At 67.7% G+C, this 18,928-nt stretch carries 17 protein-coding genes; 10 read left to right on the plus strand and 7 right to left on the minus strand.

Annotation, left to right across the window (positions count from 1 at the left end; genetic code table 11):
* Nucleotides 1-90 precede the first annotated feature (90 nt).
* The gene (locus HV742_RS07565) at nt 91-840 is read left to right on the plus strand and encodes an arginyltransferase (protein ID WP_059269419.1); all 750 of its coding nucleotides are present in this window, start codon (nt 91-93) and stop codon (nt 838-840) included.
* Nucleotides 841-896: 56 nt separating this feature from the next.
* A complete protein-coding gene (locus HV742_RS07570) occupies nt 897-1,937 on the plus strand; it encodes a quinone-dependent dihydroorotate dehydrogenase (RefSeq protein ID WP_054416527.1) in 1,041 nt (346 codons plus the stop codon).
* Nucleotides 1,938-2,148: 211 nt separating this feature from the next.
* On the opposite strand, the gene phaP is transcribed toward HV742_RS07570, so the two are convergent.
* The gene (gene phaP, locus HV742_RS07575) at nt 2,149-2,730 is read right to left on the minus strand and encodes a TIGR01841 family phasin (RefSeq protein ID WP_049071680.1); all 582 of its coding nucleotides are present in this window, start codon (nt 2,728-2,730) and stop codon (nt 2,149-2,151) included.
* Nucleotides 2,731-3,113: 383 nt separating this feature from the next.
* Here phaP and HV742_RS07580 point away from each other — a divergent pair, with 383 nt between their 5' ends.
* Nucleotides 3,114-4,091: a tripartite tricarboxylate transporter substrate binding protein BugD gene (locus tag HV742_RS07580; RefSeq protein ID WP_049071679.1), complete on the plus strand. Its 978-nt coding sequence runs from the start codon at nt 3,114-3,116 to the stop codon at nt 4,089-4,091.
* Nucleotides 4,092-4,223: 132 nt separating this feature from the next.
* On the opposite strand, the gene HV742_RS07585 is transcribed toward HV742_RS07580, so the two are convergent.
* The 3 genes from HV742_RS07585 to HV742_RS07595 form a co-directional block, all read right to left on the minus strand.
* Nucleotides 4,224-5,087, minus strand: a complete 864-nt coding sequence (locus HV742_RS07585) for an IclR family transcriptional regulator (protein ID WP_049071678.1) — start codon at nt 5,085-5,087, stop codon at nt 4,224-4,226.
* Nucleotides 5,088-5,246: 159 nt separating this feature from the next.
* Nucleotides 5,247-6,059, minus strand: a complete 813-nt coding sequence (locus HV742_RS07590) for a competence/damage-inducible protein A (protein WP_049071676.1) — start codon at nt 6,057-6,059, stop codon at nt 5,247-5,249.
* A 49-nt stretch (nt 6,060-6,108) separates the two neighbouring features.
* Complete coding sequence (locus tag HV742_RS07595) at nt 6,109-6,912, minus strand: EI24 domain-containing protein (protein WP_049071675.1); 804 nt, start codon at nt 6,910-6,912, stop codon at nt 6,109-6,111.
* A 63-nt stretch (nt 6,913-6,975) separates the two neighbouring features.
* Between HV742_RS07595 and HV742_RS07600 the strand changes: the two genes are divergently transcribed.
* Complete coding sequence (locus HV742_RS07600) at nt 6,976-7,359, plus strand: thioredoxin family protein (RefSeq protein WP_175144737.1); 384 nt, start codon at nt 6,976-6,978, stop codon at nt 7,357-7,359.
* Nucleotides 7,360-7,414: 55 nt separating this feature from the next.
* Here the strand turns inward: HV742_RS07600 and HV742_RS07605 are convergent, their stop codons facing one another.
* Nucleotides 7,415-8,191: an IclR family transcriptional regulator gene (locus HV742_RS07605; RefSeq protein WP_175144738.1), complete on the minus strand. Its 777-nt coding sequence runs from the start codon at nt 8,189-8,191 to the stop codon at nt 7,415-7,417.
* Nucleotides 8,192-8,365: 174 nt separating this feature from the next.
* Between HV742_RS07605 and HV742_RS07610 the strand changes: the two genes are divergently transcribed.
* Genes HV742_RS07610 through HV742_RS07620 form a run of 3 tightly spaced genes read left to right on the plus strand, consistent with a single transcriptional unit; the run spans nt 8,366 to nt 11,532 of the window.
* On the plus strand, nt 8,366-9,271 hold the full coding sequence (locus tag HV742_RS07610; RefSeq protein WP_175144739.1) for a polysaccharide deacetylase family protein: 906 nt from the start codon (nt 8,366-8,368) through the stop codon (nt 9,269-9,271).
* 13 nt (nt 9,272-9,284) lie between these two features.
* On the plus strand, nt 9,285-10,283 hold the full coding sequence (locus HV742_RS07615; RefSeq protein WP_175144740.1) for an asparaginase: 999 nt from the start codon (nt 9,285-9,287) through the stop codon (nt 10,281-10,283).
* A gap of 28 nt (nt 10,284-10,311) precedes the next feature.
* Nucleotides 10,312-11,532 carry an MFS transporter gene (locus HV742_RS07620; protein ID WP_254600993.1) on the plus strand — a complete coding sequence of 407 codons (1,221 nt, stop codon included), beginning with the start codon at nt 10,312-10,314 and terminating at the stop codon, nt 11,530-11,532.
* Between the two features lie 100 nt (nt 11,533-11,632).
* Here the strand turns inward: HV742_RS07620 and HV742_RS07625 are convergent, their stop codons facing one another.
* Nucleotides 11,633-13,093, minus strand: coding sequence for a DEAD/DEAH box helicase (locus tag HV742_RS07625; protein ID WP_175144741.1), 1,461 nt, complete (start codon nt 13,091-13,093; stop codon nt 11,633-11,635).
* A gap of 242 nt (nt 13,094-13,335) precedes the next feature.
* A complete protein-coding gene (locus HV742_RS07630) occupies nt 13,336-14,289 on the minus strand; it encodes a helix-turn-helix transcriptional regulator (RefSeq protein ID WP_175144742.1) in 954 nt (317 codons plus the stop codon).
* A gap of 128 nt (nt 14,290-14,417) precedes the next feature.
* Here HV742_RS07630 and HV742_RS07635 point away from each other — a divergent pair, with 128 nt between their 5' ends.
* From HV742_RS07635 to HV742_RS07645, 3 genes are read left to right on the plus strand one after another with little or no spacing between them, the layout of a single operon-like run.
* The gene (locus HV742_RS07635) at nt 14,418-16,493 is read left to right on the plus strand and encodes a TonB-dependent receptor (protein ID WP_175144743.1); all 2,076 of its coding nucleotides are present in this window, start codon (nt 14,418-14,420) and stop codon (nt 16,491-16,493) included.
* 10 nt (nt 16,494-16,503) lie between these two features.
* Entirely contained in the window at nt 16,504-17,760 is a 1,257-nt protein-coding gene (locus HV742_RS07640) for an MFS transporter (RefSeq protein WP_175144744.1), read from the plus strand.
* Nucleotides 17,753-18,922, plus strand: a complete 1,170-nt coding sequence (locus tag HV742_RS07645; RefSeq protein WP_175144745.1) for an FAD-dependent monooxygenase — start codon at nt 17,753-17,755, stop codon at nt 18,920-18,922. Before HV742_RS07640 ends, HV742_RS07645 begins: the two co-directional genes overlap by 8 nt.
* Nucleotides 18,923-18,928 lie beyond the last annotated feature (6 nt).

Here is an 18,928-nt window from a genome sequence, read left to right on the forward strand (position 1 = left end):
GCGCCGCCCTCCCCCACATCACCAGCCGGGTTAGGCGTTAATATGTAGTGGTCCCCGTCACGGACTTGGCGCCGGACGCCGGGATTCCACATGAGCCAGCTCAAAGAATTACCTTTCTCCACGCTGCAGTTCTACGCGACCGCTCCCTACCCTTGCAGCTATCTGCCGGGACGCCAGGCGCGGTCGCAGGTTGCCGCGCCCGGCCACCTGATCAACGCGGGCACCTATTCGCAACTGGTCGAGCAGGGCTTTCGCCGCAGCGGCCTGTTCACTTACCGCCCGCATTGTGACAACTGCCACGCCTGTGTGCCGGTGCGGGTCGACACCGCCAGCTTCGCGCCCAACCGCAGCCAGCGCCGCGCCTGGCGCGACCATCGCGACCTGCAATCGTTCGTGGCCGAATTGGCCTGGTCGCCGGAGCACTACCGGCTCTATACCCGCTACCAGCAGGGCCGCCATCCGGGCGGCGGCATGGATGAGGACAGCCGCACCCAGTACGCGCAGTTCCTGCTGACCAGCCGCGTCAACACCCGCCTGGTGGAGTTCCGCGACCCCGCCGGCGTACTGATGATGGTCTCGATCATCGACGTGCTCGACGACGGCCTGTCGTCCGTCTACACCTTCTACGACCCGGACGTCGCGGGCAGCCTGGGCACCTACAGCATCCTCTGGCAGATCGAGCAATGCCGCACGCTCAACCTGCCCTGGCTCTACCTGGGCTACTGGATCGCCGACAGCCAGAAAATGTCGTACAAGGCCAGCTTCCATCCCGCCCAGTACCTGGTCGACGGCGCCTGGGGCGACCGGCCCGCGCCCGCCGCGTCCGGCCCCAAGGCCTGATCCGCCGCCGCGCCTGGCCCGCAGGGCCGGCCAAAGACGCTTTACAATCCCGCTCCATGTCGATCCTCTTCCACGCCTATCCCCTGGCCCGCCCGGCGCTGTTCGCCATGGACGCGGAAACCGCCCACGAAGTCACCCTGTCGGGACTGCAGCGGGCCTACGAATGCGGCGCCACGCGCAAGCTGCTGCACGCGCAGCCCAAGGCGCCCTGCACCCTGATGGGCATGCAGTTGGCCAACCCCATCGGGCTGGCGGCGGGACTGGACAAGAACGGCGCCTATATCGATGCGCTCGGCAACCTGGGATTCGGTTTCGTCGAGGTCGGCACGGTGACGCCGCGGGCGCAGCCGGGCAATCCCAAGCCACGCATGTTCCGGCTGCCGCGCGCCAACGCGCTGATCAACCGCCTGGGTTTCAACAACCAGGGGCTGGACGCATTCCTGGCCAACGTGCAGCGCAGCCAGTGGCGCAAGCAGGGCGGCATCCTGGGCCTGAACATCGGCAAGAACGCCGACACCCCGATCGAACGGGCCGCCGACGATTACCTGATCGGCCTGGCCGGCGTGTACCCGCATGCCGACTACGTCACGGTGAACATCTCGTCGCCCAACACCAAGAACCTGCGCGCGCTGCAAGGCGGCGACGAACTGTCGGCCCTGCTGGCGCAACTGGCGGACAAGCGCCGCGCGCTGGAAGACCAGCACCAGCGCCGCGTGCCGATGGCGGTGAAGATCGCCCCCGACCTGACCACGGAACAGATCGACGCCATTGCCGACGCGCTGCCGCGCCATGGCATCGACGGCGTCATCGCCACCAACACGACCCTGTCGCGCGATGCCGTCGCCGGCATGGCGCACGCCGAGGAAGCGGGCGGCCTTTCCGGCGCGCCGGTGCATGAGCTGTCGCTGGCGGTAATCCGCCGGCTCAAGGAGCGCCTGGGCGACAGCCTGGCGATCATCGGGGTGGGCGGCGTGCTGTCGGGCCGGCAGGCCAAGGAAAAGATGCAGGCTGGCGCCGACGCGGTGCAGCTCTATACCGGCCTGATCTACCGTGGCCCGGCCTTGGTGGGCGAGTGCGTGCGGGCTGTCGCCCGCTGAACGCCGGGGACGCCCCTCTGCCCCATCGGAAGCCCGCCGAGGCGCCCGCCCCGCGACGCGCCGCAACGTGGTGGAGACACGCCCCGCCGCCCCGACACGGGAAAAGGGCAAAAAAAGAGGCCACCCGAAGGGTGGCCCTAATTCCAGCTCTGCTCTGTCACTCAACAGTACTACATAACTGCAATTTGCGCAGCAAGGCCGCGCCAAATACTCAGGCGGCGCTGCGGCGGCTGCGGCTGGCAACCTTGGTGGCGGCGTCGGCGGCATCCGTCGCGGCCTTGAAGGTCGCGTTGGCGGCGGCGTTCAGGTTCGACTCGGCGACTTCGGCGGCCTGCTTGGCGGCCTTGGTCAGCGAATCGTAGGCGCTGTTGGCGGTGGCCAGCGAGGACTTGATCAGGGCGACGGCGCTTTCCGAACCCGTGGGGGCGTTCTTGGAGAACTGTTCGACGGCCTCGGTCAGCTGCTGCTGGCCTTCGGCGATCTGTTCTTCGGTCAGCTTGACCAGGTTGCCCTGCACGCCGGCGACGATGTCATACACGTGCTTGGTGTAGGCCAGGGCCTTTTCGGCGCCCGGCTGCAGCAGGCCGGAGGCGAACGCCGCGGCTTCCTGCGGGTCCTTCACTTCGGCGGCTTGTTGCGACTTCTGGGCGACTTCGTCCAGCGTGGCGCGCACGACCTTCAGGTTCAGTTCGACCAGCTTTTCGAAGCCGGCGAACACGGCCGACTGGGCGGCCACGAAAGTGTTGATGCTGGCTTTTTGACGGTCCAGGACTTGTTGCGGGATAGCGCTCATAGAATTGCTCCTTTTAGGGGTAGCCGGAGGCTGTCCGGCGAGTAAGGATGGTGTCTGCGACGAAATAAGGAACGTGCGCGGAAACTGGTACTACAAGCTACCGCCGGCCCGTTTGATGCACTGCACAATTGACATTCTACGGGCCTAAAAAACCTTGTCAAGCAATATTGGTGCAACGCAACAACTATTTGCACATTAACAGTGCAGGCGCCGGTGCCGGGTTGATCCAACGCAAGCATTTCCCATGATTCGGGAAATACCCGACATGACGGCGTATCAATTCTTTTCTACACTGCTTGCACGCTGATGACAGATAAACACAAACGATAAGTCAGCGGTCAAAAACACATCGCAGCAAGCAAAACCCTGCAATTGGAGACTTCATGACCCTCATCCCCCGCACGCTTTCGGCCCTGCTCGCGGCCAGCGCCATGCTCGCGGCCGGCGCCGCCCACGCGGAATTCCCGGAACGCCCCATCAACATGGTGGTGCCTTTCGCCGCAGGCGGTCCGACGGACAACGTCGCGCGTTCGCTGGCTGAAGCCATGCGGCACTCGCTGGGCCAGACCGTCGTGGTCGAAAACAAGGGTGGCGCGGGCGGCACGATCGGCACCACGCAAGTGGCCCGCTCGCAGCCGGACGGCTATTCCGTACTGCTGATGCACGCCGGCTTCTCGACGGCGCCCTCGCTGTATAAGAATCCGGGGTATGACCCCTACAAGAGTTTCGAGCCCATCGGCCTGGTCGTCGATGTGCCCATGACCATCATCGCGCGCTCGGACTTCCCGCCCAACAACATCCAGGAACTGGCCGACTACGTCAAAAAGAACAAGGACAAGGTCTCGCTGGCCAACGCCGGCATCGGCGCCGCCAGCCACCTGTGCGGCACCATGCTGGTCGAGGCCCTGGGCGTGCAACTGCTGACCATCCCCTACAAGGGCACGGCGCCGGCCATGAACGACCTGCTGGGCAAGCAGGTCGACCTGCTGTGCGACCAGACCACCAACACCACGCAGCAGATCGACAGCGGCAAGGTCAAGGCCTACGCCGTCACCAGCCTGCAGCGCGTGCCCACCCTGCCCAAGCTGCCGACCATGGACGAGTCCGGCTTCAAGGGCTTCGAAGTGGGTATCTGGCATGGCATGTGGGTGCCGAAGGGCACGCCCAAGCCGGTGGTCGACAAGCTGGTCAAGAGCCTGCAGGCCGGCCTGGCGGATCCGAAGTTCCAGGAACGCATGAAGCAGCTGGGCGCCACGGTGTTGACCGCCGACGCCAACCCGCAGGCCCTGGACGCCAAGGTCAAGCAACAGGTCCCGCAGTGGGCCGAGCTGTTCAAGAAGGCAGGCGTCGAACAGCAGTAATTCAGGGCGGGCCCCGCCGGGCGGGGCCTGCGCTGTGCATCGCGCCTGGCGGATAGTTTCGCCACGGCCATGAAAAAGCCCCTCGGTTGCTGAAACCGGGGGGCTTTTTCATGGCCGCGGCAACGCAGGCGATCAGGTGCGCATCGCTTCCGCCGCCATGCCCAGGCCGTTGAAGCCGCTGGACACCGAGGGCTCGTAGCCCAGCGCCTCGGAAATGCTGGCGGCCGTGTCCACCAGGGCCTTGATCCACTCGTCCTGCAGGCGTTCGGCGGGCGCCGAGATCGACAGACCAGCCACCAGCTTGCCGGTGTCATCGAAAATGCCCGCGGCGATGCAGCGCACGCCCAGTTCCAGTTCCTCGTTGTCGCGCGCGTAGCCGTGGCGGCGCACCAGCGCCAGCTCGCGCTCGAGGCGGTCGAGATCGGTCAGGCTGTTGCGGGTGTGGCCGGCCAGGCCGGTGCGCAAGGCATAGGCGCGCACCTGGCGGGCGTCGCCCGTGGACAGGAACAGCTTGCCGGTGGAGGTCAGGTGCAGCGGCGCGCGGCCGCCAATGGCGCGCACCACCTGCATGCCGGAACGCTCGCTCCAGGCGCGGTCGATGTAGACGATTTCGTCGCCCTGCTGCACCGACAGGTTGATGGTCTGCCCGGTGAGCTTGTGCAGCGAGCGCATGGCGGCGATGGCCGCCTCGCGCACGTTGAGCCGTCCCTTGACCAGCGACCCCAGCTCCAGCAGCCGCATGCCCAGCTGGTACAGGCCATTGTCCACCCGCTCGACATAGCGACCCACCACCAGGTCGTTCAGGATGCGATGCGCGGTGGACGCATGCAGACCGGTGGTCGCGGACAACTCCTTGAGCGTGACCGGATCGGGCTGCGCGGCCAGCGCGTCAAGCAGGCGCATGGCGCGCTCGATGACCTGGATGGCGATGGGATGAGCCGAGGCGCCGTCGGTTTCGGCATCCAGGGCATTGCGTGTGGAGGAAGGACGGGACATGGGACGGAAAGGGGCTAGCGCGGCGCCACCGAAAGAAACCTTACTTGCGGCAACGCAGCAAACAGTTCTTTCCCGTATTGTGAAATTTACCGGGGCATTTGGCAACCGTTTTTTGGTCCCGGAATCGGGGACGCTCCCCGATTCGTCCGCGATTTCGCGTCAGGCCCCGGGCGGCGCCAGCTTGCCGCCCAGGCGCAGCACCTCGGCCCGCAGGAAGGCCAATGCCTCGGCCGCCGCCTCGGGTTCCCCCTTCACCCCCAGGTCGATGTGGGGCGTGCCACCGGCTTCGCCGACGCTGGGCAGGCTGAAGGCCCGCACGCCCGGCCACCGGGTTTCCACGGTCTGCATGGCCGGCGTAATGCGCGATTCCGGCATGCTGAATACGAGGAACGAGTGCTCCGCGTGGCGCCGCGTATGCTGCAATGCACGATAGCGCGTGTCGAGCGTCCATTCGAGCATCGGCCACGCCATCACCGGAAAGCCGGGCACAAAGGTGTGATCGCGGATGAAAAAGCCCGGAATGCGGTTGTACGGATTCGGCACGATCTCGCAGCCCTGCGGAAACACGCCCATCTGCAGGCGCTGCTGGTTTTCGGGGGCGCTCATGTCGGCCGTGCCCTGGCCCTTGGCCGCCATTTCGGCGGTACGCAACGCAATCGCCTCGGCTGCCTCGGGATGCAGGGCCAGCGGCAGATCCAGCGCGGCGGCGGCGGCCTGGCGGGTGTGGTCGTCGGGCGTGCCGCCGATGCCCCCGCAGGAAAACACCACGTCGCCCGTGGCAAAGCTGCGCCGGTAGGCGGCCACCAGGGTGTCGCGGTCGTCCGGCAGGAACTCCGCCCAGCCCAACTGCATGCCGCGCGCGCCGAGCAGTTCGACGACCTTGGAGAAATGCTTGTCCTGCCGGCGGCCCGACAGGATTTCGTCACCGACGATGATGAGGCCGATGCGGCGGGAGGCGGATTCTGCTGCCATGGTCCGGTTCCAGAAAGTGGCGGTTGAGGGATCGGGCGACGGCGCCGCGTCAGGCGACGTCGATGGTGCGTTCCTGGCGCAGGCGCTGTACCGCGTCCAGTCCGTAGTGCGCATAGACCAGGGCGGAGAACACTGGCAGGATGATCCAGGCTGGCGGCAACAGGTTCAGCAGCGCACAGATCAGCCCGATGATCCAGAAGCCGCCGTTGTTGCGTTCCAGGATGAGTTTGCGCTCGGCCGGGCTGGCGTGCTCGACGATGGCGTCGACCCGCATCATGCGCGAGAAGGCGAAGGTCCACCAGAAGATCGGCAGCACCAGGGCCATCGGCGGCACCAGCCATAACGGCAGGGTGAATAGCCAACCGAGCACGAACGCCCCCGACACCCAGACGGCGTTCCAGACGCTGACGGTGGTGGCCAGCTTGCCCTGCCGGCTGAGGCCGGCATATTCGCGCTGGCTCACGTGGCGCAGCACCAGCGGCATGACGAAAACCGCCGCGATCGCCAGGCCCAGCACGCCCGACAGCGGCAGCAGGATAGACACCGCGACCAGCGGCACCAGGTAGAGCTTGAGCGAGAACAGCCCCATCGCCAGCAGCCATTCGTCGGTGCGGTTGATGAAGTCCCAGTGCGAGGCCTGCGCGGCGAGCCAGTCGGTCAGGGGCGTCCAGAACAGCCAGAACAGGAGCAGCGCGCCGACCAGCGCGATCAGGAAGGGCAACAGCAGCGCGAATAGCATCGTCGGATGGCACTGCGACACCAGCGCGCGCTTGAAGGCCTGTGCCACGCCGCCCATGCTGCGGGCGAAGCGGCCGGTGCCGGGCATCTCGGTATCAGGGCGCAGGACAGGCATGGCGGGAGAAATGGAAGGTGATCATCCCGGGTATGATAGTCAAACACGCTTTCCCGCGCTCGTATGACATTACTGGTTCCCGGCTCCGATCTCACCGCCCTGCGCGCCCAACTGGCGGCCTCGCCCAAGGCCTGGCTGGTGGCGTGTTTCTGCGCCGCCTGGTGCGACACCTGCGAAGAATACAAACCAAAGCTGCGCGCCCTGTCCAGCGCCCTGCCGCAGCATGTTTTCGCCTGGATCGACATCGAGGATCACGCCGAATTGCTGGGCGAGGTCGACGTCGAGAACTTCCCCACGCTGCTGATCCAGATCGGCGGCCGCGTGGTGTTCTACGGCCCGATGCTGCCGCACATCGGCCATCTGGAACGTCTGCTGGAAAGCCTGGACGAACGCAGCGCGGCGGTCACCTCGGCGCTACCCGATTTGCCCCGCCTGCTCGCCGCCTGACGGCCACGCCGGACCGGAGATCCACGCCCCCGGGGAGGCTCGGCCCAATTCGCCGTTATTGCTGCAACAAGGCGCCGATGGCTTGCGCCGCCCCGCGCAGCAGCGGCACGATCTCACGCACCCGGGCGTCCGTCATGCGGTTGTGGGTCGCGGCGACCGTGACAGCGGCCAGCAACAGACCGCTCTCGCCATACACGGGGACACCTAGCGCGCTGATGCCGGGCACCGCGCGATTGGCGATGTGCGCGTAGCCAGCCTTTGCCACCAGCGCGCAATGCGCGCGGACATCGTCGGCGTCCAATTCCCCATATGCCCCAAGCCGCGGCGCAACGGCCTCGATGATGCGTTTCTGTTCCGCGGCCGGTAACGCCGCCAGCAGCGCCAGGCCGCCCGCGCTGACCCCCAGGGGTTGGCGGCTGCCCAGCGGCAGCGCCGGCGTCTGCACGGGATAGGTCCCCTGGATGCGATTGATGCAGACGGCGTCGTCGCCGCTGCGCACAAACAGGAACGTCGTATCGCCCGTCACGCGCGCAAGGTCCGCCAGGGTGGCCGTGCTCAGGTCGCGCAGATTGAAACGATGCGCCGCCGCCAGGCCCAGCTCGAACACCAGGGGACCCAGCCGGTAACGACGGGTCGCGGCATCCTGCACCGCCATGCCTTGCGCGACGAGCGCCTTCAGCAGCCGATGCATGGTGGGCCGCGTCAATTGTGCGGCCTGCGCCAGATCGACCAGCCGCAGGCCGGCATCGGCTTGGCGCGCCAACAGTTTGAGCACCAGCACCGCCCGGGTAATGCCTTGGGCGCCATCGACCCGCGCGAGAGAATCATTCATGCTATTCCAATTAGTGGAATTATTTTCGGTTGTGTTGCGAGCGAATTTATCGCAACGCTAGCATTTATCGCCAGTTGCTGGAGTATTTCACCGAATCATTGATTTCCATTTAATTCCAAATAATGGAATCAGACGTGAACTGCTCCCGCGTGTTTCCTCACATGGAGCCTGCCGATGAATCCCCCCTCGCCCGTCTGGTCCGCTCGCGATCGCGTCGCCTACGAGCCGATTACCCAACGTCGCCCATTCGTCCTGCCCGACGGCGCGCGCGTTGCCGTCTGGACCATCGTCAACGTGGAAAACTGGCTGCCGCAACATGCGATGCCGCGCGCCGTCCTGCCTCCGCCGATGGGACAGCCGTTGCTGCCGGACATTCCCAATTGGTGCTGGCACGAGTACGGCATGCGCGTCGGCTTCTGGCGCTTCCTCGAGACCTTGGGCGCGCGCGGTCTGAAGGCCACGCTGGCGGTCAATGGCACCGCCTGCCGCGAATACGCCCAGGCTTGCCAGGCGGCGCTGGCGGCAGGCTGGGAATTCATGGGCCACGGCCATGTGCAGCAACCGATGCACCGGGTGGCGGACCAGGCCACGGCGATCCGCGACACGATCGCGGCCATCCGTGATGTCACCGGCCAGGCGCCGCGAGGCTGGGAAAGCCCCGGCCTGACCGAGACGGATGACACGATCGACCTGCTGGCCGCCGCCGGCATCGAATACGTGGCCGACTGGGTGCTGGACGACCAGCCGGTGCCCATCAGGACACGCACGGGAAGCATGCTGTCGGTGCCCTACACCGTCGAACTCAACGATGTCGTCATCTCCGCCGTGCAGCAGCACCGGTCCGAGGAATTGCTGATCCGCGGCCGCGACCAGTTCGACCAGCTCTACCGGGAAGGGGCGAGCATCCCGCGGGTCATGGCGATCTCGATCCACCCCTATCTGACGGGCGCGCCGCATCGCATCCGCTACCTGGCCGAGCTGTACGACCACATCCTGTCGCACCCGGATGTATGTCTGTGCACCGGCGGCGACATTCTCGATATCTATCGGAATCAAGCCGATCAACCCGAGCAGGCCTAGCCCGGAGCCGAACATGGACCTTCCCCGCGTTCTCCTGCTGGCCACCGGCGGCACCATCGCCATGACGCCCGGCGCCGATGGCGGCATCGCGCCCGCATTGGACGCCCATGCCCTGGTCGCCGCCGTTCCGGGCCTGGCCGCGGTGGCCAGCCTGGAGGTCATCGCTTTCTCCAACAAACCCGGGGCGTCCCTGACGCAGCAAGATCTCGCACGGCTGGCGGCCTTGATCGAGGAAGGATTCGCCCGCGGCTGCCAGGGCGCGGTGGTGGTCCAGGGCACCGACACCATCGACGAAACCGCCTTCGCCCTGGAATTGCTGGCGCGCCGCCCGCTGCCCATCGTCGTCACCGGAGCGATGCGCGGCGCGGCGGCGCCGGGCGCCGACGGGCCCGCCAATCTGCTGGCGGCAGTCACCGTGGCCGCCGCCCCCGCGGCGGCCGGCATGGGCGCGCTGGTGGTGCTTGGCGACCAGGTGCACGCCGCCCGCCATGCGCAGAAAGCGCATACCACGCTGCCGTCGGCCTTCCATTCGCCCGGCCGGGGACCGCTGGGCACGCTGTGCGAGGGGCGCCTGCATCTGCACGGCCGACTGACGCTGCTACCCGCGCTGCGGTTTCCGCGCCCATTGCAGGAAGCGCCCATCGCGTTGCTGCGTATCGGCCTGGACGACGACGGCAGGTTGCTACCCGCGCTACCTGACCTGGGCTTTCGCGGCGCGGTCATCGAGGCGATGGGGGCCGGCCATGTGCCAGGCCACCTGGCTCCGCTGCTGGGCGACCTGGCGGCGCGGATGCCCGTCGTGCTCAGCACCCGGGTGGCCGCCGGTCCGGTGCTGCGCGCCGCCTATGCCTTCCCCGGATCGGAGAAGGATCTGCTGTCCCGCGGGCTGATCCATGGCGGCGCGCTGGGGGGCCTGAAGGCACGCCTGCTGCTGCGCCTGCTGCTCGCCACAGGCACTTCCCCGGAGGCGCTGCCCGCCGAATTCGCCCGACGCTGCGACGCGCTCGCCTAGGGCCCATCGACATTCAAAGGAGACTGCCATGCAAACGCGCCGCTACGCGCTCGGGATGTTCGCCGCACTGCTTTTCTCATATGTCATCAACGCCATCGACCGGCAGCTGTTTTCAGTCCTTGCCACGGATGTCCGCAACGCCCTGGGCCTGACCTTGCCGCAGGTCGGCCTGGCGTCGACGGTCTTCACGCTGGGCATGGGCCTGGCCGGCATACCCACCGGCTATCTGCTGGGCAAGGTGTCGCGCAAGTCCGTCACGCTGATCGGGCTGGTCATCTTTTCCGTGGCCACCTTCCTCACCGCCTATGCGAAAGGACTGCCGGACCTGCTGGCCTATCGGTTCATTTCCGGCCTGGGCGAAGCCATGCAGCTGACGGCGCTGCTCGCCATTGGCACGAGCTACTTTCTGCAGCACCGGGCGGTCGCCGCGAGCTCGCTGAATTTCACATTCGGCATCGGCGCCATCATCGGTCCCAATCTCGGCGCGGCGATCCTGGCCGCAAGCCACTGGCAGATGCCCTTCATCGTTTTCGGGCTGTCGGGCATCATCGCCATCATCCTGATCGTGCCGCTGGTCAAACCCTGGTTCAGCGAAGCGCAGGCGCTGCCGACGCAGGCCGAAGACACCGCCAGCCCGGCGGCCGGGACAAGCCTGTGGGCGCGCACGCCGGCCATGCTGGCCATCGCGACCGCGTTCGCCGGTCTGTCGATCTATGGCTATCTGGGCTTGTATCCCACCTACCTGCGCGAAGCCCTCGGTTTCAGCCCCAAACAGGCGGCGGGCGCAGTCAGCTTCTACGGCCTGGGCGCCCTGCTATCGCTGCTGGGAGGCTGGCTCGGAGACCGCTACGACTATCGCAAACTGTTGTTCGGGTCGCTGCTGCTGTCCGCGTTGGCCGGAGGACTGCTGTTCACCGACCTGGAGAAATCGCTGAGCGCGCACGCCGCCATGTCGTTCATCTTCGGCGCCGCCATCAGCGGCATGGTGTATGCCAACCTGTCGGCCGGCATCATCAAATCCGTCAGCCGGGCCAAGGCGGCGCAGGCATCCGGCCTGTTCGTGGCCAGCCTGTATGTGCCCGCGGCCTTCGCCGGGTATTTGCTGGGTCAATTGAAATTGACGCTGGGTTGGACTCAGGCCGGCATTCTCCAGGTAACGGGCTGCGCGATCCTTGCGGCATTGTTCTCGATCGCGGCCGGCGTGCGACGCCCGGATCCGATCAATACAGCGACGACAAGCGCCCCATGAACGCCGCACCACCGTTGTCTTGAAATAAAAAAAGCGTCCATCGAGGACGCTTTTCCATTGGCGCGGGCCGCATCGACGATGCGGGCGCGCGGCGCTGCCGCTACTTGCGGCTGCCGCCCAGCAGGACGGCGATCTGGCGCTTGGGCGCGGACGAATTGCCACCCTGGCGCGGGGCGTCGGGCTCTTCGGCCGGGGCCGATGGCGCCGACGGTTCGTAGGGCTTGAGGAAGAAGTCGTCCACCGGTTGGCGCGACGAGCCGCCACCCGAACGGCGTTCCGACGAACGGCCACGCTCGCGGCCGCCTTCGCGCGGCGACGCGGCGCGCTCTTCGCGGCGGCCATGGCCATGATGGCTGCGCGCGACCAGGTCGGCGGGCAACTCCAGCGTGCCGCGCGGCACTTCGCGCTTGATCAGCTTTTCGATGTCGAGCAGGAAACGTTCTTCGTCGGCGGTGAACAGGGCGATGGCTTCGCCCGAGGCGCCGGCGCGGCCGGTACGGCCGATGCGGTGCACGTAATCCTCGGCGTTGTACGGCAGGTCATAGTTGATCACGCAAGGCACGCCGGCCACGTCCAGCCCGCGCGCGGCCACGTCGGTAGCCACCAGTACTTCGAGATCACCGGCCTTGAAGGCTTCGAGCGCCTTCATGCGATCGGCCTGGGTCTTGTCGCCGTGGATCGATTCGGCCTTGACGCCGTCGCGCTCGAGCTCGCGCGCCAGGCGCGCCGTGCCGATCTTGGTGTTCGAGAACACGATGACCTGCTTCAGGCCGCGCGACTTCACCAGGTGCACCACCGCCGCGCGCTTCTGGTCGCCGCTCATCTTGTAGGCGATCTGCGTGATGGTGTTGGCCGTGGCGTTGCGGGCCGCGACTTCGATTTCGACCGGGTGGTTCAGGTACGAACGGCCGAGCTTGCGGATTTCGTTGCTGAAGGTGGCCGAGAACAGCAGGCCCTGGCGCTGCGCGGGCAGCAGGCGGATGATGCGTTCCAGGTCGGGCAGGAAGCCCATGTCGAGCATGCGGTCGGCCTCGTCCAGCACCAGGATGCCGACCTGGCTCAGGTTCACGTTCTTCTGCTCGACGTGGTCGAGCAGGCGGCCGGGCGTGGCCACCAGCACTTCGCAGCCACGGCGCAGCGCTTCCTTCTGCGGACCGATATCGACGCCGCCGAACACCACCGCGGAACGCAGCGGCGTCTGCTTGCTGTAGCGCTTGACGCTTTCGTAGACCTGGTCGGCCAGCTCGCGCGTGGGCGTGAGGATCAGCGCGCGCACCGGATGGCGGGCGGGGGAGGCGCTGGTGTTGGCCAGCGGCATCAGGCGATGCAGGATCGGCAGCGTGAAGGCCGCCGTCTTGCCGGTGCCGGTCTGGGCCGCGCCCATGACATCGCGCCCTTCGACCACGACGGGAATGGCTTGCGCCTGGATCGGGGTGGGCGTGGTGTAGCCGGTTTCGGCGATCGACTGCAACAGCAGGGGATGCAGCCCGAAGTCGGAGAACGTGGGCGTCGGCGCGGGCGCTTCGGCGGTGGGTGCTGCGGATTGAGTGGATTCAGTCATCAGGGTTAGGCAAGTACCGGGACCAGTGAAAAAGAACAAAACGAGAGTGCTGCGAGCACTGCAATGCATATGCATCGGGACAACCGGAACGCGCGCCACGCTCGCGCGGCCACGTGCGAACCACCCGAAGCGCAAGCGCGTCGCGGGCAATCGGCACCCTGCCTTGCAGGCCAGGTGGCGCATTCTGGTTTCGATACTTATGAGGGCAGTACCAGGCCCGGATTGCTGTGGATAACTTAATTTTAGCGCAGCCGGACGCCGGGGCGGTCAAGCCAGTGCCTGGGGGCGACTCCTTTGGCCTGGCGGAAGCTCTTGCTGAAATGGCTCAGGTTGCCGAATCCGGTGGCCAGCGCGGCGTCGGTGACGCTGTAACCGGCCTCCAGCATGGAGGCCGCGGCGTCCAGCCGGACCGATTTCAGATAGGCATGGACCGAACGGCCGGCGACCTGGCGAAAGCCGGCCTTGAGCTTCTTTTCGCTCAGGCCGACCTCGCGCGCCAGCCGCGATACTGTCCATTCCTCGCCGTAGCGGGCGTCTATCAGGCGCCGCGCCTGCGCCAGCTGGCGCCGTTCGCGCGGCGCCGCCGGCGGCTCGCCCGCCGCATCGCTCATGGTTTCGAGCACGATGGCCAGGGCTTCAAGCGCCTTGGCGCGCATGTACAGGCGGCGCGCGGTGGCGTCTTCGTGGCGGCAGTCAAGCACATCCGCCGCCAGCCGCAACAAGCCTGGCGGCGCGGGAAAGCCCGCCATCAGCGATCCCGTGGCCGGCACGCTGTGATCGAGCACGAAAGCGCCGCGCAGCGCGGCCAGCGGCCTGCCGCCGGCGCGCAGCAGCCCGGCAGGTGAATAACGGATGTCCACCAGACGGACATTCTGCCTGCCCGGCATGTGAAACCAGCCGCGAGTCCCGCGCTCACCGGTTTGCACCACGGCCATGCCGGGCCCCACGGCCAAGGGCTCTCCCCCCTGGATGGACATGCGCGCCCGGCCATCCAGGAAGACCGCGATGCAGAACATCGGCGGGCCTTCGGCGTTGACGTTGAGCCCGATCGCAGGCGTACCGCTCCAGACGGTCAGGGCCAGGTCGTCGTCACGCGACTCCGAACGCAGCATCGTCATCCACTCGGGCGGCATGGCCACCGCCGACAGCAACGGATGGTCGGCGCGCGCGATAGACGCGGCGGCGGGGGGCGTCATAGCGCCGATGGCGAAATCCAAATTTAGACCCCGATTTGAACAACGGCGGCACCGAAAACGTCAGCGCGGCGCCTATCAAACAACAATAATTCTCATTAATGATTCTACCGAAAGCCCGGACCGACAACATGACGACTGCGTTCCCATTCCGACACACCGCGTTGGCGGCCGCTCTATGCGCCCTCGCGCTCCCCGCCGCGGCGCAATCCGTCAGCGAGCTGGCCCCCATCACCGTTACCGCCAGCAAGCAGGAACAGTCGCTGCGCGACGTCAACGGCGCCGTGGTCGTCGTGCCGGCCGAGGCCCTGCAGGCCGCGCAGATCGACAACACCATGCAGTTGTCTCGCGTGCTGCCCGGCGTGCAGATGTCCAGCAGCGGCTCGTTCCTATACCCGGTGATCTCGGTTCGCGGCATCACGTCCGCGCAGGACTTCTACAACCCCGCCCTGACGGTCTATGTGGACGGCGTGCCGCAATTGCCGACGTTCACCTCGCAACTGCTGACCGACGTCGACCGCGTCGAGCTGCTGAAGGGCCCCCAGGGCACGCTCTACGGCAAGAGCGCCATGGGCGGCGTCCTCGACATCGTGTCGCGGCAACCGGGCGACGAACCCTATTTCCGCGCCAGCGCCGGCGTTGCCAGCCGGGACGGGTACCTGTTCAAGGCCAGCGGCGGCGGGCCGCTGGTCGACAACCTGCTGTACGGGTCGGTCACCGCCGTGGCGAACGACGCGCCCGGCCGGCTGGACAACGCCGCCACCGGCGCCAGCCATGTCGGCGGCGCCTCGGCCAATGCCGGCGCCGCGCGGCTGCGGCTGGCGCCCGCCGGCAGTCCGTGGGAACTGGGCCTGGCCGTCAGCGGCGAATGCACCCGCGCCAGCCAGGACGCCTACGTCCCGTTCGACGATCTCCATGCCAGCCACGCGTACACCGCGCCGGGCATGCCGGCGTCGCTGGCCGATTTCTACCAGAAGCGCTGCGGCAACAGCCAGTCGCTGACCGGCCGCTACGACTTCGACGGCTGGCGCTTGAACGCGGTGGCGGCCTGGCAGGCCCTGCACTACGACCGCCACTACCCCATCGGCCCCAGCTACACCAGCCAGCCCGAGCGCTGGCGCCAGCAGGTGCAGGAGCTGCGCTTGTCCACCACCGGCAAGCGCGCCGTCGACGGCGTGTTGGGCCTGTATCGCCAGCGCGTCACCCAATCGCGGGCGGTGTTCAACCAGATGCAGGGGCCGATGCCGCTGGACACGCACCAGTCCGACTCGCGCAACACCAGCGAATCGCTCGCCGCCTATGCCGACGCCACCTGGCACGCCACCGATGCGCTCGACCTGTCGGCCGGCCTGCGCTATTCCCACGACAAGGCCGCCACGCGCTATGACGGCCAGACGCTGGATTTCTCCACCTTCGGCCAGACGCCGTTCGGCGGTTCGGGCGCCAGCGCGGGCAACAGCGTGCTGGGCAAACTGTCGGCCGGCTACCGGCTGTCGCCCGAGTGGCGCGTGTATGCCAACGCCGCGCAGGGCTACAAGCCGGGCGGCTACAACCTGGCGCCGTCCAATCCCAGCGACGCCCGCCCCTACGGCAAGGAAAAAGGCCTGAGCTACGAGGTCGGCACGCGCTATGACGGCGACACGCTGCGCCTGGGCGCCGCCGTCTACCGCACCGACATCCGCGACGCGCAGCTCTATGTCGGCGGAATGGGGCAGCAACACCTGCAGAACGTCGGCAACACCCGCGCCACGGGCGTCGAGTTCGACCTGGGCTGGGACGTCTTGGCGCAGTGGACGCTGGGCCTGGACGGCTTCGTCAACCACACCACGTTCCGCAGCTTCGGCGACGCCTCCGCCTGCCAGGGCTGCGACGGCAACCGGGTGCCGTTCTCGCCGGGCTACGGCCTGACCGCCAGCGCCCGCGGCCACTTCGACACCGGCATCGGGCGGCTGTCGCCGACCTTGGCCGTGCGGCGCATCGGCGCGCAGTTCTTCGACATCGCCAACACCCTGCGCCAGGACGCCTACACGCTGGTAGACCTCAGCCTGGCCTGGCGCATCCGGCCGCAGGTCGAGGCCACGCTGTATGCCAACAACCTCACCGACAAGCGCTACCGCACCTTCGCCTTCGCTGGCGGACCGATGGGCAACTTCGCCCAGGTCGATCCGGGCCGGACGGTCGGCCTGAACGTCGCCTTCGAATACTAGGATCGGCTTCATGCGCCCAGATGTGCCCGCGCGCCTGCCCACGGCGCAGGTGATCGCCGCCATCGGCGGCATCTGCATGGCCCAGAGCCTGGTGAGCGGCATTGCCTTCCAGGGCGTGCCCGCCTTGCTGCGCGACAGCGGCGCGCCGCTGGACCAGATCGGCCTGGCCTACCTGGCGTTCCTGCCCTGGGCGCTCAAGTTCCTGTGGGCGCCCTGGATCGAACGCTACCGGCTGCCGGCGGGCCATGCCGAGCGGCGCACCCGCCGCATCGTGCTGCCCGGGCAATGGTTGCTGGCCGCGCTGCTGTTCCTGCTGGCGGGCCTGGGCCAGCCCTCCATGCCCGTGCTGCTGGCCATTCTGGGCCTGATTTCGTTGACCGCGGCCACGGTGGACATCGCCGGCGACGCGTTCGCCGTCGAACAGTTGGCGGAGAACCGACGCGGCTGGGGCAACGCCACTCAGGTCGGCTCCAGCTATCTGGGCATGTTCCTGGGCGCCGGGCTGTTCGTCATCCTGGCAGGCAGCTACGGCTGGCGCGTGGCGGCGGCCACCATGGGAGGACTGGTCCTGCTGTTGACGCTGCCATTCGCCCTGGTGCGCGAGCCGGCGCGCACGGCCCAACCGTCCGCGCACCGCCCCAGCCTGGCGCATGCGCTGGGCCGCCCCGACGTGCGCCTGGGCCTGGTCATCACGATCGTGTTCCAGGCCGGCTCCCGGCTGGCCTATGGCATGACGCCCCTGCTGCTGCTCGACCGCGGCGTGCCGCTGGCGTCGGTGGGCTGGATCAATGGCGCCGGCGCGGTCGTGGCGGGCCTGGCCGGCACCCTGCTCGGCGCCTTGATCCTGCAGCGCCTCGCGGCGGCGCGGGCGGTGGTCGTGGCCTTGGCCCTGCAGACCGTGGCGTTGGTCCTTTTCCTGGCCGCCGTGTTGGCGTCATCCTGGCTGCCGCACGCCGGCCCGCATTGGCTGGTGGCGCTGGCGTTGCTGAAAGCGGCGACGGCGGCCACCGGCTTCGTGGCCTTGTACGCCTTCCTCATGGGCCGGGCCTCGCCAGCGCAGGCCGGCGTCGACTTCACCCTGTTCCAGTGCGCCGACGCCATGATCGCCACGATCGGCGGCGTGGCCGCCGGCTGGCTGGCGCAGCACTGGGGCTATGGCATCAGCTTCGGCGCCGCGGCGGCCTTCGGCGCTGCCGGGTTGCTGGCCCTCCCTACCCTGATGCGGCGCCTGGCGCCGCCCTTTTCCCCGGAGAACGAACATGTCTGAACGCACCGTGGTCATCGCCGGCGCCGGCGTTGCCGGGCTGGCCTGCGCCTGGTGGCTGACGCGGCACGGCTGGCGCGCCGTCATCGCGGAACGCGCCGCGCACCTGCGCGATGGCGGCTACATGATGGGCCTGTCCGGCCCGGGCCTGCTGACCGCGCGCCGCATGGAGCTGGTACCGGCGCTGCGCGCGGTGGAACGCGAGATCGGCGAAAACATCTACCGAGACCGCCGGGGCCGCGAAGTCATGCGGATCCGCTATCGCGAATTGCTGAAGGAACTGGACTGGATCACCTTGCGCCGCACGGACCTGGTGCAGGTCCTGCATGGCGCGGTGCGCGACCACGCCGAGATCCGGTTGGCGACCACTGTCGCCCACTGTACCCAGGCCCCCGGCGGCGTCGACATCACGCTGTCGGACGGCAGCCAATTGCGCGCCGACCTCCTGATCGGGGCGGACGGCGTGCGCTCGGCATTGCGCGCCCAGGTGTTCGGCGCCGACGATCCCCCGCTGTCCACGCTGGGTTATCGCTACGCCGCCTACGACTCCGTGGACGACACTGGCATGGCGCGGGACTTCGTGTCCTACGCAGCCCCCGGCCACCAGGTGGAATACCACGGGCTCGGCGGCGGCCGCAAAGCGGCCTTGCACGTATGGCGCAGCCATGAACACGGTTGGGTCGCGGCGCCGCAACGGCTTGGCCTGCTGCGCGAACTGTCCCGCGGCACACACGCGGAAGTCGGGCGTCAGCTGGCCATGCTGGCGCACGACACGCCCATCGTCATGGACGACCTGGCGCTGGTCGAACTGCCCTGTTGGCACCGGGGCCGCATCCTGCTGGCGGGTGACGCCGCGCATAGCCTGTCCCTTATTTCTGGACAGGGCGCGGGGATGGCATTGGCTGGCGCCTACGTGCTCGCGCAGGAATTGGGCAGGCTGCCGATTGAACAGGCCCTGGCCGCCCACGAGCGGCGGCTGCGGCCAGTGATCGAAAGCCTGCAGCAGCGCAGCCGCAAGCTGGCCCCGGTCTATGTCCCGGAATCCGCACTCGCTTTCGGCCTGCGCAATACGGCCTTGCGGCTGCTGCCCAGGCTGATCCTCAAGCGCTATTTCCTCAGCGGCCTGAAATCCGAAATGGAAGCCGCCGCCGCGCTGGGCGGATGACCGCCG

It is taken from the genome of Achromobacter ruhlandii, from assembly GCF_902859695.1.
Lineage (GTDB): Bacteria > Pseudomonadota > Gammaproteobacteria > Burkholderiales > Burkholderiaceae_B > Achromobacter > Achromobacter ruhlandii.

What these genes read in the sequence shown, in the direction of transcription:
- HV742_RS07620 (WP_254600993.1), top strand. Translation starts at nt 10,312, where the DNA reads ATGCAAACGCGCCGCTACGCGCTCGGGATGTTCGCCGCACTGCTTTTC.
- HV742_RS07605 (WP_175144738.1), bottom strand. Translation starts at nt 8,191, where the DNA reads ATGAATGATTCTCTCGCGCGGGTCGATGGCGCCCAAGGCATTACCCGG.
- HV742_RS07630 (WP_175144742.1), bottom strand. Translation starts at nt 14,289, where the DNA reads ATGACGCCCCCCGCCGCCGCGTCTATCGCGCGCGCCGACCATCCGTTG.
- HV742_RS07610 (WP_175144739.1), top strand. Translation starts at nt 8,366, where the DNA reads ATGAATCCCCCCTCGCCCGTCTGGTCCGCTCGCGATCGCGTCGCCTAC.
- HV742_RS07600 (WP_175144737.1), top strand. Translation starts at nt 6,976, where the DNA reads ATGACATTACTGGTTCCCGGCTCCGATCTCACCGCCCTGCGCGCCCAA.
- HV742_RS07580 (WP_049071679.1), top strand. Translation starts at nt 3,114, where the DNA reads ATGACCCTCATCCCCCGCACGCTTTCGGCCCTGCTCGCGGCCAGCGCC.
- HV742_RS07595 (WP_049071675.1), bottom strand. Translation starts at nt 6,912, where the DNA reads ATGCCTGTCCTGCGCCCTGATACCGAGATGCCCGGCACCGGCCGCTTC.
- HV742_RS07645 (WP_175144745.1), top strand. Translation starts at nt 17,753, where the DNA reads ATGTCTGAACGCACCGTGGTCATCGCCGGCGCCGGCGTTGCCGGGCTG.
- HV742_RS07570 (WP_054416527.1), top strand. Translation starts at nt 897, where the DNA reads ATGTCGATCCTCTTCCACGCCTATCCCCTGGCCCGCCCGGCGCTGTTC.
- phaP (WP_049071680.1), bottom strand. Translation starts at nt 2,730, where the DNA reads ATGAGCGCTATCCCGCAACAAGTCCTGGACCGTCAAAAAGCCAGCATC.
- HV742_RS07615 (WP_175144740.1), top strand. Translation starts at nt 9,285, where the DNA reads ATGGACCTTCCCCGCGTTCTCCTGCTGGCCACCGGCGGCACCATCGCC.
- HV742_RS07625 (WP_175144741.1), bottom strand. Translation starts at nt 13,093, where the DNA reads ATGACTGAATCCACTCAATCCGCAGCACCCACCGCCGAAGCGCCCGCG.
- HV742_RS07565 (WP_059269419.1), top strand. Translation starts at nt 91, where the DNA reads ATGAGCCAGCTCAAAGAATTACCTTTCTCCACGCTGCAGTTCTACGCG.
- HV742_RS07585 (WP_049071678.1), bottom strand. Translation starts at nt 5,087, where the DNA reads ATGTCCCGTCCTTCCTCCACACGCAATGCCCTGGATGCCGAAACCGAC.
- HV742_RS07590 (WP_049071676.1), bottom strand. Translation starts at nt 6,059, where the DNA reads ATGGCAGCAGAATCCGCCTCCCGCCGCATCGGCCTCATCATCGTCGGT.
- HV742_RS07640 (WP_175144744.1), top strand. Translation starts at nt 16,504, where the DNA reads ATGCGCCCAGATGTGCCCGCGCGCCTGCCCACGGCGCAGGTGATCGCC.
- HV742_RS07635 (WP_175144743.1), top strand. Translation starts at nt 14,418, where the DNA reads ATGACGACTGCGTTCCCATTCCGACACACCGCGTTGGCGGCCGCTCTA.